Origin of the sequence: Methyloprofundus sedimenti (assembly GCF_002072955.1) — a bacterium.
Lineage (GTDB): Bacteria > Pseudomonadota > Gammaproteobacteria > Methylococcales > Methylomonadaceae > Methyloprofundus > Methyloprofundus sedimenti.
The window spans coordinates 148,866-162,557 of the sequence record NZ_LPUF01000004.1; the positions used below are offsets into that span (position 1 = coordinate 148,866).

Annotated in this window: 13 protein-coding genes and 1 pseudogene; 7 read left to right on the forward strand and 7 right to left on the reverse strand. The window is 39.7% G+C overall.

Annotated elements, in window-relative coordinates; all coding sequences use genetic code 11:
• Nucleotides 1–17 precede the first annotated feature (17 nt).
• Nucleotides 18–809, forward strand: coding sequence for a sulfotransferase family protein (locus AU255_RS18275; RefSeq protein WP_080524324.1), 792 nt, complete (start codon nt 18–20; stop codon nt 807–809).
• Nucleotides 810–833: 24 nt separating this feature from the next.
• On the opposite strand, the gene AU255_RS18280 is transcribed toward AU255_RS18275, so the two are convergent.
• Both AU255_RS18280 and AU255_RS20545 read right to left on the reverse strand, forming a co-directional pair.
• Nucleotides 834–1,526, reverse strand: a complete 693-nt coding sequence (locus AU255_RS18280) for a glycosyltransferase family 25 protein (protein ID WP_080524325.1) — start codon at nt 1,524–1,526, stop codon at nt 834–836.
• A gap of 137 nt (nt 1,527–1,663) precedes the next feature.
• Nucleotides 1,664–2,260, reverse strand: a pseudogene (locus tag AU255_RS20545) (glycosyltransferase family 25 protein).
• A 177-nt stretch (nt 2,261–2,437) separates the two neighbouring features.
• Between AU255_RS20545 and AU255_RS18290 the strand changes: the two are divergent.
• The gene (locus tag AU255_RS18290) at nt 2,438–3,433 is read left to right on the forward strand and encodes an IS30 family transposase (protein WP_143735968.1); all 996 of its coding nucleotides are present in this window, start codon (nt 2,438–2,440) and stop codon (nt 3,431–3,433) included.
• 9 nt (nt 3,434–3,442) lie between these two features.
• Here the strand turns inward: AU255_RS18290 and AU255_RS18295 are convergent, their stop codons facing one another.
• The 3 genes from AU255_RS18295 to AU255_RS18305 all read right to left on the reverse strand — a co-directional run bounded on the left by AU255_RS18295 (nt 3,443) and on the right by AU255_RS18305 (nt 7,200).
• Entirely contained in the window at nt 3,443–4,528 is a 1,086-nt protein-coding gene (locus tag AU255_RS18295) for a glycosyltransferase family 9 protein (protein WP_080524326.1), read from the reverse strand.
• Nucleotides 4,529–4,876: 348 nt separating this feature from the next.
• The gene (locus tag AU255_RS18300; RefSeq protein WP_143736022.1) at nt 4,877–6,646 is read right to left on the reverse strand and encodes a hypothetical protein; all 1,770 of its coding nucleotides are present in this window, start codon (nt 6,644–6,646) and stop codon (nt 4,877–4,879) included.
• A 119-nt stretch (nt 6,647–6,765) separates the two neighbouring features.
• Complete coding sequence (locus AU255_RS18305) at nt 6,766–7,200, reverse strand: putative lipoprotein (protein ID WP_080524328.1); 435 nt, start codon at nt 7,198–7,200, stop codon at nt 6,766–6,768.
• A gap of 287 nt (nt 7,201–7,487) precedes the next feature.
• On the opposite strand from AU255_RS18305, the gene hemL reads away from it, so the two are divergent.
• The 5 genes from hemL to AU255_RS18330 all read left to right on the forward strand — a co-directional run bounded on the left by hemL (nt 7,488) and on the right by AU255_RS18330 (nt 12,406).
• Nucleotides 7,488–8,768 carry a glutamate-1-semialdehyde 2,1-aminomutase gene (hemL, locus tag AU255_RS18310; RefSeq protein WP_080524329.1) on the forward strand — a complete coding sequence of 427 codons (1,281 nt, stop codon included), beginning with the start codon at nt 7,488–7,490 and terminating at the stop codon, nt 8,766–8,768.
• Between the two features lie 35 nt (nt 8,769–8,803).
• Nucleotides 8,804–10,666, forward strand: a complete 1,863-nt coding sequence (locus tag AU255_RS18315) for a RelA/SpoT family protein (RefSeq protein WP_080524330.1) — start codon at nt 8,804–8,806, stop codon at nt 10,664–10,666.
• Nucleotides 10,667–10,709: 43 nt separating this feature from the next.
• Nucleotides 10,710–11,216 carry a hypothetical protein gene (locus tag AU255_RS18320; protein ID WP_143736023.1) on the forward strand — a complete coding sequence of 169 codons (507 nt, stop codon included), beginning with the start codon at nt 10,710–10,712 and terminating at the stop codon, nt 11,214–11,216.
• Between the two features lie 45 nt (nt 11,217–11,261).
• Nucleotides 11,262–11,741, forward strand: a complete 480-nt coding sequence (locus AU255_RS18325) for a GDSL-type esterase/lipase family protein (protein WP_233144749.1) — start codon at nt 11,262–11,264, stop codon at nt 11,739–11,741.
• A 314-nt stretch (nt 11,742–12,055) separates the two neighbouring features.
• Nucleotides 12,056–12,406, forward strand: coding sequence for a hypothetical protein (locus tag AU255_RS18330; protein WP_143736024.1), 351 nt, complete (start codon nt 12,056–12,058; stop codon nt 12,404–12,406).
• 468 nt (nt 12,407–12,874) lie between these two features.
• Here the strand turns inward: AU255_RS18330 and AU255_RS18335 are convergent, their stop codons facing one another.
• Nucleotides 12,875–13,204, reverse strand: a complete 330-nt coding sequence (locus tag AU255_RS18335) for a type II toxin-antitoxin system PemK/MazF family toxin (RefSeq protein WP_143736025.1) — start codon at nt 13,202–13,204, stop codon at nt 12,875–12,877.
• Nucleotides 13,198–13,452, reverse strand: coding sequence for an AbrB/MazE/SpoVT family DNA-binding domain-containing protein (locus AU255_RS18340; protein ID WP_080524334.1), 255 nt, complete (start codon nt 13,450–13,452; stop codon nt 13,198–13,200). Before AU255_RS18340 ends, AU255_RS18335 begins: the two co-directional genes overlap by 7 nt.
• Nucleotides 13,453–13,692 lie beyond the last annotated feature (240 nt).

Consider the following 13,692-nt stretch of genomic DNA (forward strand, 5'->3'; position numbering starts at 1 on the left):
TTTGAAAAGAACACGACATGACCCTATCATCCGAAGCCCAAAAAGTATTTCGTGAAACAAGAAAACTTTATCGATTTTCTTTAAATCCAGAAAATATTTTTGGCTCATCTAAGTATATCTTTATGTTTAGTCATATGCGCAGCCGATCTTCCGTGCTCTCTCATGTACTTGGAAGTAACCCAGATATTTGCGGACATAGCGAATTACATTTACCTTATAAGGGCCGTATGTCCTTATGGAAGATGCAGATTGAACTGTTTAATGATTTAAAGTGCAGCCTCAAGGATAAATATCTTTTTGATAAAATCCTGCATGATTTCGAATTTTCAGAGCAAGTATTGGAAATTTCCAAAGCGAAAATCATTTTCCTGTTAAGAGATCCAGAAAGCACCATCAAGAGCATCATGAATATGGGTTATATTACCGGAATTGAATGGTATAAAGATCCGCTTCAAGCGACTAATTACTATTGCTCCCGATTACAACAACTCGAAGATTTGGCTCAGCAGACCGGAGGCAATTACTTTTTTATTGAATCTGCTGAGCTTATTGATAATACAGACTATATTTTAGAAAAATTAACGCAATGGCTAAACCTGAGCGAAGCTCTGGATAAAAGATACTCGGTTTTCCACAATACGGGTAAAACCGGGCGCCGAGGAGGAGACCCCTCAGACAATATTAAATCGGGAGTACTGAAAAAAACACCAGGTTACCCAGACATACAAATTCCCCCGGATGTGTTGCATACAGCAGAATCTGCTTACGAACAATGCAGGCTTAGCCTACTGAGTAAACTGCTCAAATAGCTGAATACCATTCGACTCATCTAACTATCCCCCGGTTTCATGCGGGCCATAGTTTCTATCTTGAATAGTGGTTTGAAAGATATCGGTTTGCATACAGCTAGGCTCTACGCCATAAGTTTTTAAGCGATTTGTCTGGATACACCCAAGTAAATAGTCTGAGGGCATGCGAATGGGGTAAGCCACTTTTAACATCTTTTTCGCACCCACTAGCGTCAACATATAACCCACGGTAAAAATAATAGTACGTTTTGAATTTTTTGAAGGAAATCGATACCTTGCCAATTTAAAGCCGGGGGCAAGTGTTCGTTTTAGCGGCCAGCTTTTTGCCTTGCCATGAAGCAGATAAATAAGCTCCCAGTCATTTTTCAGAGTCTCTATTTTCTGAATTATGTTTTTAAATTGTGGGTCAAAAATCATATCATCTTCCAGAATAATACAACTAGGTATGTTTTCCTGAACCATTTTTTCATAGATACCGATATGACTCAGTGCGCAGCCAATTTCTCCGGGAACTAATGTGTGTCCTAGCAATTTTTCAGCAAGTTCCAGGTCTGCCTTTGATTTTTGTTCTTCCGTCAAAGTTCTGCCATCGACAGCATCAAAAAACTCAAACGGAATATTTTGCTCCTGCATCTGTCTGACTATATGCTCCCTACGCTCAGTGGCACGTTTGAGGCTAATAATAAGGACTTTAGTTTGTATGGTCTGGTTATTCATTTATTTTTTAGCTTCAATAACATGGAGCTCTCGTCTCACCTAATCATTCCCCGTTTTATGCGGGCCATAGTTTCTATCTTGAATAGTGGTTTGAAATATATCAGTTTGCATGCAGCCGGGCTCAATGCCATAGGTTTTTAAGCGATTTGCTGGATGCGTCCGAGCAAATAGTCTGAAGGCATGCGAATAGGGTAAGCCACTTTTAACATCTTTTTTGCACCCTCTAGCGTCAACATGTAGCCAGCGGCATAAATAATAGTACGTTTAGAATTTTTTGAAGGAAATCGATACCTTGCCAATTTAAAGCCGGGGGCAAGTGTTCGTGTTAGCGGCCAGCTTTTTGCCTTGCCATGAAGCAGATAAATAAGCTCCCAGTCATTTTTCAGAGTCTCTATTTTCTGAATTATGTTTTTAAATTGTGGGTCAGCAATCAAATCATCTTCCAGAATAATACAACTAGGCATGTTTTCCTCGACCATTTTTTCATAAATACCGATATGACTCAGTGCGCAGCCAATTTCTCCGGGAACTAATGTGTGTCCTAGCAATTCTTCAGCAAGTTCCAGGTCTGCCTTTCATTTTTGTTCTTCCGTCAAAGCTCTGCCATCGACAGCATCAAAAAACTCAAACGGAATATTTTGCTCCTGCATCTGCCTAGCCATATGCTCCCTACGCTCAGTGGCTCGTTTGAGGCTAATAATAATTACTCTAGTTTGAATTACATCGTTGTTCATTTACAACACCTGACTTTGTTTAAATAGCTTAAAACTATTTTCTATTAATTTTATTACTTATTTGCTATTCGACCAATATGTCAATCCCGAATTCATATAATAACTGCAACACCTCTTTAAAGGGTTAGATGGTATAGTTTCCGTCGACTAAAACCTGAAACTAAAAAGAGGTGCTCAATGAACACGTTTAACCATCTAACCCAAGAGGAAAGATTTTACATTTATACGCAACTAAAACAAGGCGTTTCTAAGAATCAAATAGCCATCACATTGGGGCGTCATAAATCAACTATTGGACGTGAAATTACGCGTAATACAGGTCAGTGTGGTTATCGTTACAAGCAAGCTGAGAGAATAGCTAAACAACGCCATATTGATAAGCCCAAAAACATCAAGATGACGGCTGAGTTACAACAGATAATAACGCCTTTAATCAAAGAGAAATGGAGTCCTGACTGTATTTCAGGACGCTTAAAACAACAAGGTAAGGACTCCGTCAGTCATGAGACTATTTACCGTTATATTTTAGCTAACAAAGCAGCCGGTGGCGATTTGTATACTTATTTGAGGCATCAAGCCAAACCTTATCGTAAGCGATATGGAAAAAATGATTATCGCGGAACGATACCCAGCCGTGTTGATATTGATGAGCGACCACAAGTGGTTGATGATAAAACGCGTTTAGGTGATTGGGAAGCAGATACTGTTATCGGTAAAGGACATAAAGGCGTATTGGTGACGCTGACTGAACGGGTCTCAAGGCTCAACTTCGCCATCTCAATTGAGCGTAAAGAATCTGAATTAACGAAAGAGGCGATTATCAATGCTCTTGAGCCTTTTAAACGTTGGGTTCACACGATTACCTTTGATAATGGACGTGAGTTTTGTGGGCATGAAGCCATTGCAAAAACACTCGACTGCGGCACTTATTTTGCCAAACCGTATCATTCGTGGCAACGAGGTTTAAATGAAAACCACAATGGCTTATTAAGGCAATACTTCCCTAAAAAAGAACCTTTGGATAAGGTAACTCAAGATGAGGTTGATAGTGCAATTACAGCACTTAATCATCGTCCAAGAAAAGGGTTAAATTACAGAACTCCATGGGAAGTATTTTGCCAAATAACGGGGGTTGATATAAATAAATCACAGGGTGTTGCATTAATTGCTTGAATTCGCGAATTATGATTTAAGTAGCTTTACCAGTAACGGAAGTAACGTTTTCCAGGCCAGCGCATTTATATCGGCTGGTCTTGCTTGTTCAGAGAAGCATGTGATTGCCCTGTCAGAATGAGGATGCCAGTCTGAGTAATTTAGTTCATCCGGATTATAGAGTGCCAACTGACGTTTATTTAAGCCTGCAGCAATATGTACTATGGCCGTGTCCACTGAAATAACCCAGTCTGCTTTTAGTATCAAAGCAATTGCATCATAAATCGTTCTGGATTCCGGATTATAAAAAACATTATCCCTCGCCACATCAGCACAGAGTTTTTCAACCTCTGAAACGGTATCAGGCGTAGAAAGAACAGCAATATTAATAGCCGGTAGAATATCCAGTGCAGCGTTAATTATTTTTCTGGTATTTGCGTTATTTAATCGCCTGGCTTTATCACCACCACAGGGATTAATAACCAGCAAGGGCTTATTGGCTATGCCTTCCAGGAATCTCTCCACCTTTAGCACTGCTGCTGTATTAAGCGGAATATGGTATTTTGGATGTTCTTCTTTAATCCCAAGACACTGTAAAAGATAAACGAGTTTCTCTGAAAAATGCAGCCCATGTGTCAGTTTACCCAGCTTTAAATTAACACGCCCAATGTCATCATCTAATCCGGCAACCCGCTTGGCCTGTACTTTATTTAACAGATACAGATCCTTCATTTTCATATGCATATTAAAATGAATCAGTAAATCAACGGGCCTGAGTTGTTGCGCCAAATAATTTAACTGTCTATATGTCGGCCTGCCGGAGACTTCCAGTACTTGATCAACATCTAAATAATCCGCAAAATAACCAGACATAGCAGCCGAGGTAACAATCGTAATTTTGATACCCGGATACGCCTTGCGCAGTGGCTTGATCATGAGTGAAGACACAATGGCATCGCCCCATTTTGCATCCCAGCGGATAAAAACAACATGCTGCAAATCTGCGACAGGGCAGATTACATCGTCTACTTTACTATCAAATAGAAAAACACCAAGCTTTCTTCTGATTCTATCCCTGGCAAGCTGCCATGATTTATTAACACGCTTGAGTAACATATCGTAGTCTTCTGGGTATAAATAATTTATGACGTTTTGTTGACAGTATAAAATTTAGCATCGATTGACTTACAAAACATATACAAAAAACACGGTATTAACTAAACCCCATTTTTGCCTTACTTTAACCACTCGCGCTCAAATGAAAAAATAAGCAGTTTATTCTTTGGCTTGCCTCAAGTTAACCTGGGGATAACCCGGATAGCACTTCTATTGTCTAACGCTATCTGACGGACATTATCGATAATATAGTTTTCGATTTGCCTATTTTATCACCTGATAATCAATAGGTAGATAACTCAAAGTATTCAACAGCTGCGGCAGTATATACTCTGCCCTGTATCGGGCTTAATCTGCAGCAATCAAATGCTTATAACTCCCTTTACGAATATTAAAAAAAGCCAGCTCAGGCAGACTCATTAAAATACCCATAGCGCCATCTTTTAAGGCCTTACCTGAATCAAAAGGTATGGCAAGTCCACCGTATACACTTATCGTGGTTGCGGCAAGCAAGTTAATCGAGCCAAATATTGGTCGCAACAGGATATTATCATCCGTAAAAATCAGAAAGGGAGCATCCTGATCATTAAATTTGTAATCACTCGCGCTAAGTGTATTAAATTCTCTAAAAAAAACCAGTGCATTATTTTCTTCCCTGTACATTTCCTGAAGCTGTTGATGTCGAAAAGAAGGCAATGTTTGCTTTGAATAGGCATCAGAGAGACTATGAAATGAACCAAAGGGAATAAACGCGATTAAATCTTCACTGGTCAACTGGCTTAGTTCTATAATTTGTTTGTTATTTGTGGGTATCTGGCTAATGGTACGGATAATTTCAGTAACACAGTTACGGGTGAATAAATCATAGCTATACAGTGACCGCATTTGCTGATCAATATTTATTTGATAAGCCTCGAATCTGGCTAAACTTGTTTCGCGCTGGAACTCAGTTAGTCTAGGGTATAGCCCGGTTGGCAGAGGAATTGATTTGGTTGCTAATAGCTGCTCTCCAGATATCCTGAAATCCTGTTTGTTTTGCAGGCCACGTTCGCGTTCATAGTAATAGTTACCAAGCATTTCAAGCTCACCATAAGCTTTCTCGGTAAGCGCATTTGTGGGTGTAAATAGTTCTGCTTTTAACTGGAAAATTCGAGACAAAGCCTGTTTTTGCTGGCTTAGAAATTTTGTTTTATAGCGCGCTACTTCAACGTCAGAAATGCTCGGGCTAGACTCGCGAAAAGTATCCAGGAAAACTAACTTTCTCGAATCAATGGCAATGGCAAGACTTAATATTCGCGCATAGAGTGCGAAAGCAGCACTGCCCCAGCCTGGACGCCGAGAACCTAGCAGGGTTAATAAATTATGCGTTAATAACTGTTGCAAGCTTTTTAATTGAATAACCTCTGATTGAGAAAGCTTGAATACTGACTGCTCAGGGCTAAAATAGAACTGTTGATCCAGGGAACTTCGATTCTGGATAGCTTGCAATAGCAATATCTTGCTGACGGTATCCAGGTAATGACTGGCAAATGAATAGGGAATAGATGAAAATGTTCCCTCGCTGAACTGTAAGCTGTTTTTCGGCCAGGGTTCCGGACGCAGAGTCTTAATTTCAGCGTTCAGTTGTTGAGTGCTGTTAGTTAAAAAAGCAGCGCCATACTTTTGTTTTATTTGCTCCTGAAGACGATAAATTGTCAATGATTCTGCTTCAAGCGGTACAGCATCATTAGCAAACAGCCCCGCACCCTGGATATTTAATTGGGGATGCTGAGCCCGATTGCTTAATATTTCAATATTAAGATCAATTTCTTTGCGAATGGCATCCTGCTGTTTTTGCTGTAAGAAGCGTAGATTGAAATGATTATGCAGCTGCTCATAATCTTTCTCATTCAGATCTAGCGACGCCTGATGAAAGGTTCTGTTTTCTAGAAAACGATATTGAAAATCAAAATCCGTGCTGGAATCTTTGACTAAACGAATTATGCCTCCGTCATTGTACTGAAAATGATAGGTTTCATTATCGAAACGCAGTGCTGTATGCCCGCCGCTGGCATTACCTTCACTGGCTGCAATGTAAATATAATCAAACGATTTTGCAGACAACAAAGGTGCAAACAATAAGCTTAAAGCTGTATTTAGTATAAAAAAAAGATATATTGCTTGCACAGTCTGAATATTGAATACCCGGGGTTGTTATGCTTCGCGCAACAGAGACCGCGCGAAGCATACTATGAATTCTAGTCTTTTTTCATCTCATAACCTTTCTGAATCAATTTCATTCTATCGGCATCAGAGTTGGCTATTTCAGCTTTATAGGTTTCGTATACACTGCCTGTTATGTCAGATTTTTTTAAAGCTTGACCTATGGCAATCATGGTTGGTTCATCATCCTCCCAATTTGTAATCCCGTTGGCAGTCGCAATTTGTGAGATACCTCTGGAAAAAGCATCTCGGTCAAAATCTGAAGTGGTGACATAGGCACTGGTATAACCTATAACTTGAAGTTGATACTCTTCATTATCCGCTGAAGACTTGCTGCTGCTACTCGAAGCGGATGACTTTGAGCTACCGCCTGAGCTGTTTGATGAGCTTTTGGAGCTATAAGAAAAAGAACATCCTTGTGCAAGACTTATTATAATGAGCACGGGAAACAGAAATGGTTTAATTTGCATGGTTAAAATCCTGTCTTGGTTTTAATTTGAATTTATCAGACTCTAATCATAAACACTTTATGCATTTATTGCCTTAAAATAATACTGTTTTTATCGTATCGGTACAGTTTAATAATCATTTGTAATGAGAATGAAATAATTTATTCAAGCTTGTATAGTATAAATAAGTATTCGTTTCCCGAATATCAATGCAACTACATAGACTGGTCCAGGGAAGGCAGCTATCGCTAGTCTTTAAGTTTATGGCAAAATGCCGTAAATATACTCTTATAAAAGTGAGATAAAACATGACAGAATCCGCTATTTTATTTTCTGAAGCTAAAAAATTTATCCCTGGTGGTGTTAATTCACCTGTACGTTCTTTTAGTGGTGTCGGAGGAACACCTGTTTATATAGATCATGCCAAAGGCGCTTATTTATACGATTCAGAAGGTAAACAATATACTGATTATGTCGGTTCATGGGGGCCGATGATCGTTGGTCATGCACATCAGGATGTGCTCGATGTTGTTAATGAGACGGCTGCTAAAGGACTTAGCTTTGGAGCGCCAACCGAGCTTGAAACCTTAATGGCAAAAAAAATCTGTAAACTGGTGCCATCAATTGAGCAAGTGCGCATGGTGAGCTCTGGTACAGAAGCGACCATGAGTGCTATACGCCTTGCACGGGGATATACCGGGCGGAACAAGATTGTAAAATTTGAAGGTTGCTATCATGGCCATTCCGATTCTTTACTGGTCAAAGCCGGTTCAGGAGCCTTAACCCTAGGAGTACCAAGCTCCCCTGGTGTTCCAGCGGCTGTTGCAGCAGATACGATCACCCTGACCTATAATGACAGCGACTCAGTTAAGCAGACTTTTGCGCAAATCGGTGAGCAAATTGCAGCAATAATTGTTGAACCGGTTGCGGGAAATATGAACTGTATTTTACCCGTCCCGGGGTTTTTAGAAACATTGCGTGAAGTCTGTGACCAGTATGAAACGGTATTAATTTTTGATGAAGTCATGACAGGGTTTCGGGTAGATAAACACTGTGCCCAAGGCTTATATAATATTAAGCCTGACTTAACGACTTTAGGGAAAATAATAGGCGGAGGCATGCCGGTAGGCGCTTTTGGCGGAGCGCATAAAATCATGTCATCTCTTGCACCTGTAGGTTCCGTTTATCAGGCTGGAACTTTATCCGGGAATCCGGTTGCCATGGCTGCGGGTTATAAAACGCTGGAATTATTATCGGCGGCCAATTTTCATCAACATTTGGCAGAAAAAACCCGGCTATTAGCTGAAGGGATTCAGGCAAAAGCGATTGCGGCAGGGATAGGAATGTCTATTAATGTAGTTGGTGGAATGTTCGGCTTATTTTTTAGTCAGGATGACCATATCAGCAGTTTTGCTCAAGTAATGCGCTGTGACCAGGAACTCTTTAAACAATTTTTTCATGGTATGCTAAATGAAGGCTTTTATTTGGCTCCTTCAGCTTTCGAAGCGGGTTTTGTTTCATCAGCACACAGTGATGCGGATATTACCGCGACTATTGCTGCTGCTGAACGCGTATTTAATCAATTATAAAGATACCTGCCTGGGCATAATGGCCCAGCCTATTTATGCCTAGATTTTCATCCTCAACACAAGATTTATTCACGCGCTTTTCAGCAGAGGAAAGCGCTTTAATTCAAAAAGCTATAGCGCTGGTTGAAAATCTTGAAGCTATTGAATCCAATCACCCGAATGGCATTGATGTTGCCTTAAATTTACTGAGCCTCAATGTTGATTTAGAAACAATACTGGCGGCAATCCTAAGTGATTCACGATTATTAAATTATCCTCTGAAAACTGAGTTTGGATCAGTTGTAGCAAGCTTAGTGAGTAATATTAAAGAACTTAATTCGCTTAAAATCTATTCAAAAAATATATCAACACAAGCCTCGCAAATAGAAATACTTAGGCGCATGCTGTTATCCACTGCTAATGATATACGTGCGCTATTGATTAAATTGGCATATCGTTTAGCGAGACTAAAAACATTAGCTCAGGAAGAACAGGAAATACGTCATTTTATAGCCCAGGAAACCCTCGACCTGTATGCCCCGATTGCTAATCGTCTAGGTATCGGACAATTAAAATGGGCGCTGGAAGATTATGCTTTTCGCTATTTAGAACCCGAAAATTACTTATTTGTAGCCAAAGAACTAGAGAACAAACGTGTACACCGGCAAGAATGTATTGATGCTTTTATCCAGCAATTAAATAAGGCATTAAGTGATAGCGAATTGCGGGTCGAAATCAAAGGTCGCCCCAAGCATATTTATAGTATCTGGCAAAAAATGCAGCGCAAGAATCTGCCGATTGAAGATCTATATGACTTATTAGCAGTGCGAGTAATTACGCAGCAAACGGCACATTGCTATGAGATATTAGGCATAGTTCATCAGCATTGGACTTCAATTCCTAAAGAATTTGATGATTATATTTCCAATCCGAAAAATAATGGCTATCAATCTTTGCATACAGTAATTTTAGATGCCGAAAATAACCGCATAGAAGTACAAATACGCACTAAGGAAATGCATGACTTTGCCGAGCTCGGTGTCGCGGCACATTGGCGTTATAAAGAAGGCAGCAAGCAAGATATTGCAACAGAGAAAAGCATTGCTTCATTGCGTCAGTTATTAGAAGAAAAAGACGGTGATACTCTGCTGGCAAGTTTCCGTACCGAGCTATTCGCTGATAGAGTGTATGTACTAACGCCGACGGGGCAGTTAATCGATTTGATAAAAGGCGCAACCCCCCTGGATTTTGCCTATGCAATTCATACAGATGTCGGGCATCGTTGTCGCGGTGCCAAAGTTAATGGCTCGATTGTTTCATTAACATACCCGTTACAAACTGGAGAGCAGGTTGAAATTCTCACCTCGAATGAAATTGCACCCAACCCGAAATGGATTGACCCAAATCTGGCTTATTTAAAGACCCCGCGCGCAATCCAGAAAGTCAAGGCATGGCTTAAACTACAAGGGAAAGACAAGCATCTCTTGATGGGGCAGCAACAGCTGGAAAAAGAAGTGCTGCGCATAGGGCTAAAAAAAGATTATCAAACAAAGTTATTACAGCATTTTAATTTATCCGATATGAATAGGTTATATATTGCTTTGGGGCGTAAAGTCATTAACAGCAGGCAATTAAATAATGCCTTACTAGAAATTGAAGGAAAAAAAGAGAAAGCAAAAGTAAAAAAAGTAACGCCGTCACAAACCAATAAACTGGAAATTACAGTCGCCGGAACAGATAATATTTTGACTCATTTTGCCCGGTGCTGTGAGCCTCAATTGGATGATGAATTAATAGGCTATATTAGTCACACCAACGGTATCGCCATTCACAAAGTGGATTGCGAAAATATACGCAAGCTAGATGATGAGCAAAGAAAGCAAATTTTTGCGGTTAATCTGAAAGTGAATAATGCCTAATCGGTTTTTTGCTGTCTATTTGTCAGCGGAAGGAAGGAAACAAATGAATCAAAAGAACTTTTATATTGTGATGCTTGCGCTATGCACCGCTTGTAGTTCAGCATCAGGTTCACAAACAACTGAATTTACCTTTGTGGATACCAGTACTCAAAAAAGTCCTGAATATTATCAATATTCAGTTGTTCAGGCCGGCGATAACTACAACTTTAAATTTGACAAGTCACCCGCAGATAACGCAAGCAAATTAAAAGCAGGCTACCATGTACTTCAGTCTATCTTCAAAGATGACTCAATTAATAAAACACATAGCGAAAGTTATATACGCGAGCGAGCACGCTGCTATGTTTTCGATAGCCGTTTTCACACCTACAGTCTTTGTTTTTTACCCAATGATTTTAGCCTGAAAGATAAGGGCCGATTTTGGGGTTTTGTGACCCAAGTGCCCAACTGGAAATGGCTATTTACGCGGTTTTTCTTACCCCTGTTACTGATTTATGGCCTGGTTTTTTATACAGCGAGATGCAAAAAAACTCACATAAGTGAAATTTAGCTTGCCTGCTCAGCATAGTTACGCCCACTTCCCTCCCCCAACGCCATGAAACAAACATCAATAATCATAGTATTCCTGCTCTTATCATCCTGCGGGCGCCCCACTCCTCCGGTTTACGATAAAATATCTCAGGATGCAATTATTCTGGCGTTTGGTGATAGCCTGACGTATGGAACAGGATCCTCAGAAAGCGCAAACTACCCCAGCTTATTAAGTACTTTAAGCCAGCACAAGGTTATCAACGCAGGCATTACAGGTGAAATTAGCCATATTGGACTCAAGCGACTCCCCGTTTTATTAGATAAATATCAACCTGAATTAATGATTCTTATTCATGGGGGCAATGATATGTTGAGAAGAATTCCGCAACAGCAAATTGCCAGCAATCTACGCCAGATGATTAATGAAGCCAGGCAGCGTAATATTAAAGTAGTCATGTTGGGGGTACCCAAACCCCGGTTTTTTTTTATTAAGCAGTGCAGAAATATATCAGCAAGTTGCCGAAGAGCAACAAGTCCCGATTGATCTGGAAACATTACCGAAAATACTAGGCGATAATGATTTGAAGTCAGATAGAATTCACCCCAATAATGCCGGATACAGATTGATGGCAGATAATATTTTTAATTTATTAATTAGCTCAGGGGCTTTGTAATTCAGCACTTAATCAATGATAGCCTTCAGAACTGACTACACCGTGTAAATCATGAAAAAACGGCCTACACTAACAAATTTTATGTCACTAACCGAGGGGCTTTATAGTATCAAAAGAACAACGCTACTCAGCTATTATTACCCTGATTATCACGCTGATTATCATAACGCCGCTATGTGGCTTTTTGTTTCAGTGTGGCTGTGATTGGCCATGGGCAGGGCTGGATAGTAAGTGCAATTTTTATACCGCCTATGCAGAGCATAAATGCCCCTGGTGCGTATCGATGCGCACGGGAATGTTATCAACAGGAATCGCTATTATTGCTGGCGTATGCGCTGCAATGGCTGAATTACGTTTATTAACCGGCCAACAGGCTATCACGAAAATCATGCTGCGCACCTTATTCGGTATTATTGCTTTTCTATTAATGGCCACCCTAACCTCTGGAATAGCAGCTTTGCGACAGGATTATCCACTGGGTATAGGCGGTTATATTATCGCTGTAAAAGCGTTAAATCTGTCTAATGGTGGCTAATACTTTTACCCCCTTAGACATTATCAAGCTTGCCTAAATCAAGGGAGCACTCATTAATACCGCTACCAATGAAATACTAAGTTATTGAATTATAATGGTTAAGTATAAATATTTTCCATGTTTTTTAAATAAATATATGATCGTTTTTGAAACAATGACTTTGACAGTTGTATATTATTCTTCTGGTGCAATTTCTAATAAACGATTTTCGTAAGCTATTGTTTGTCACTGTAGTGTTGATGATTTAATTTACTGGTAGCGGCATTCGGGCCAGCCATTGATTTTTCCCCCTTTATTTACCTTGATTCCAAAAATATGAGCTCAGCCGCGATTAAAAACTTTTTTTCTATCGCTGAGAAATAATGAATTTGCCATTTGGGACCTGAACATCCCTCCGTGCAGATCCGCACACGGGGTGCTGTGGGAGAGCTGGGAAGAAACCAGCTTTTACCTGATTAGCTGACTGGGTTAAAATACAAACATTTCTTGAAGTAACTCACATAACTCAACTTGAATATTTTCATTAAGAGTACCTAATTTTTTTACTAATCGTGTTTTATCAACAGCTCTAATTTGGTCTAAGAGTATAAGACTTTTTTTTCCATTAAAATCACATTTAACTCGACAAGGATATTCAAAACCCTGAGTAGTCATTGGAGCAACAAGAGTTGTAGATAACACAGACATTTCATTTGGAGAAATAACGACACAAGGTCTGGTTTTATTTATTTCTCTTCCTTTGGTTGGGTTAAGGTTTACCAGCCATATTTCAAACCTATTAATACTAGAAACTACCATTCTGATTCATCGTCTACGGTCAACTCAGCATCAAGCCACTCGCTGTCAATGACCTCCTCCCCATGACAAGCTAATAGGGTATTGATTGATTCTGCCCATCCTTTTCTAGGTTCATTGATCGGAGCAATAAAAAGACCACCATTAAGTACTTCGAGCTTAAGCTCTTGTCCTTCAAGATGAGCCTGTTCTATCAGTAGTTTAGGAATTCTAATTCCCCGAGAATTACCGATTTTGACTAAGTAAGCCATAAAATATCCTATTGCGAATAATAAAAGTAACTATAATGTAATTACTTTTAGGTTGCAATCAATTTTTCAATCATTTGAAATTCAATCAAGGGACAGCCTACTTGATTTTTACCCCCTGATTTACCTTGACTTCTTCGGTCGGATTGATAAATCCTGAACTATACAACAGCTAGCCCTGTCAGTCCCTAAAAAATAAATTGCACTTATTAGTTGAATCTAAGAACATTATTAAACTATTGA

Bases quoted from the DNA above. Each gene is read 5' to 3' on its own strand.
- AU255_RS18320 (WP_143736023.1), top strand. From the start codon at position 10,710: ATGAATCAAAAGAACTTTTATATTGTGATGCTTGCGCTATGCACCGCT.
- AU255_RS18280 (WP_080524325.1), bottom strand. From the start codon at position 1,526: ATGAATAACCAGACCATACAAACTAAAGTCCTTATTATTAGCCTCAAA.
- AU255_RS18325 (WP_233144749.1), top strand. From the start codon at position 11,262: ATGAAACAAACATCAATAATCATAGTATTCCTGCTCTTATCATCCTGC.
- AU255_RS18315 (WP_080524330.1), top strand. From the start codon at position 8,804: ATGCCTAGATTTTCATCCTCAACACAAGATTTATTCACGCGCTTTTCA.
- AU255_RS18335 (WP_143736025.1), bottom strand. From the start codon at position 13,204: ATGGTAGTTTCTAGTATTAATAGGTTTGAAATATGGCTGGTAAACCTT.
- AU255_RS18305 (WP_080524328.1), bottom strand. From the start codon at position 7,200: ATGCAAATTAAACCATTTCTGTTTCCCGTGCTCATTATAATAAGTCTT.
- AU255_RS18275 (WP_080524324.1), top strand. From the start codon at position 18: ATGACCCTATCATCCGAAGCCCAAAAAGTATTTCGTGAAACAAGAAAA.
- AU255_RS18290 (WP_143735968.1), top strand. From the start codon at position 2,438: ATGAACACGTTTAACCATCTAACCCAAGAGGAAAGATTTTACATTTAT.
- hemL (WP_080524329.1), top strand. From the start codon at position 7,488: ATGACAGAATCCGCTATTTTATTTTCTGAAGCTAAAAAATTTATCCCT.
- AU255_RS18295 (WP_080524326.1), bottom strand. From the start codon at position 4,528: ATGTTACTCAAGCGTGTTAATAAATCATGGCAGCTTGCCAGGGATAGA.
- AU255_RS18340 (WP_080524334.1), bottom strand. From the start codon at position 13,452: ATGGCTTACTTAGTCAAAATCGGTAATTCTCGGGGAATTAGAATTCCT.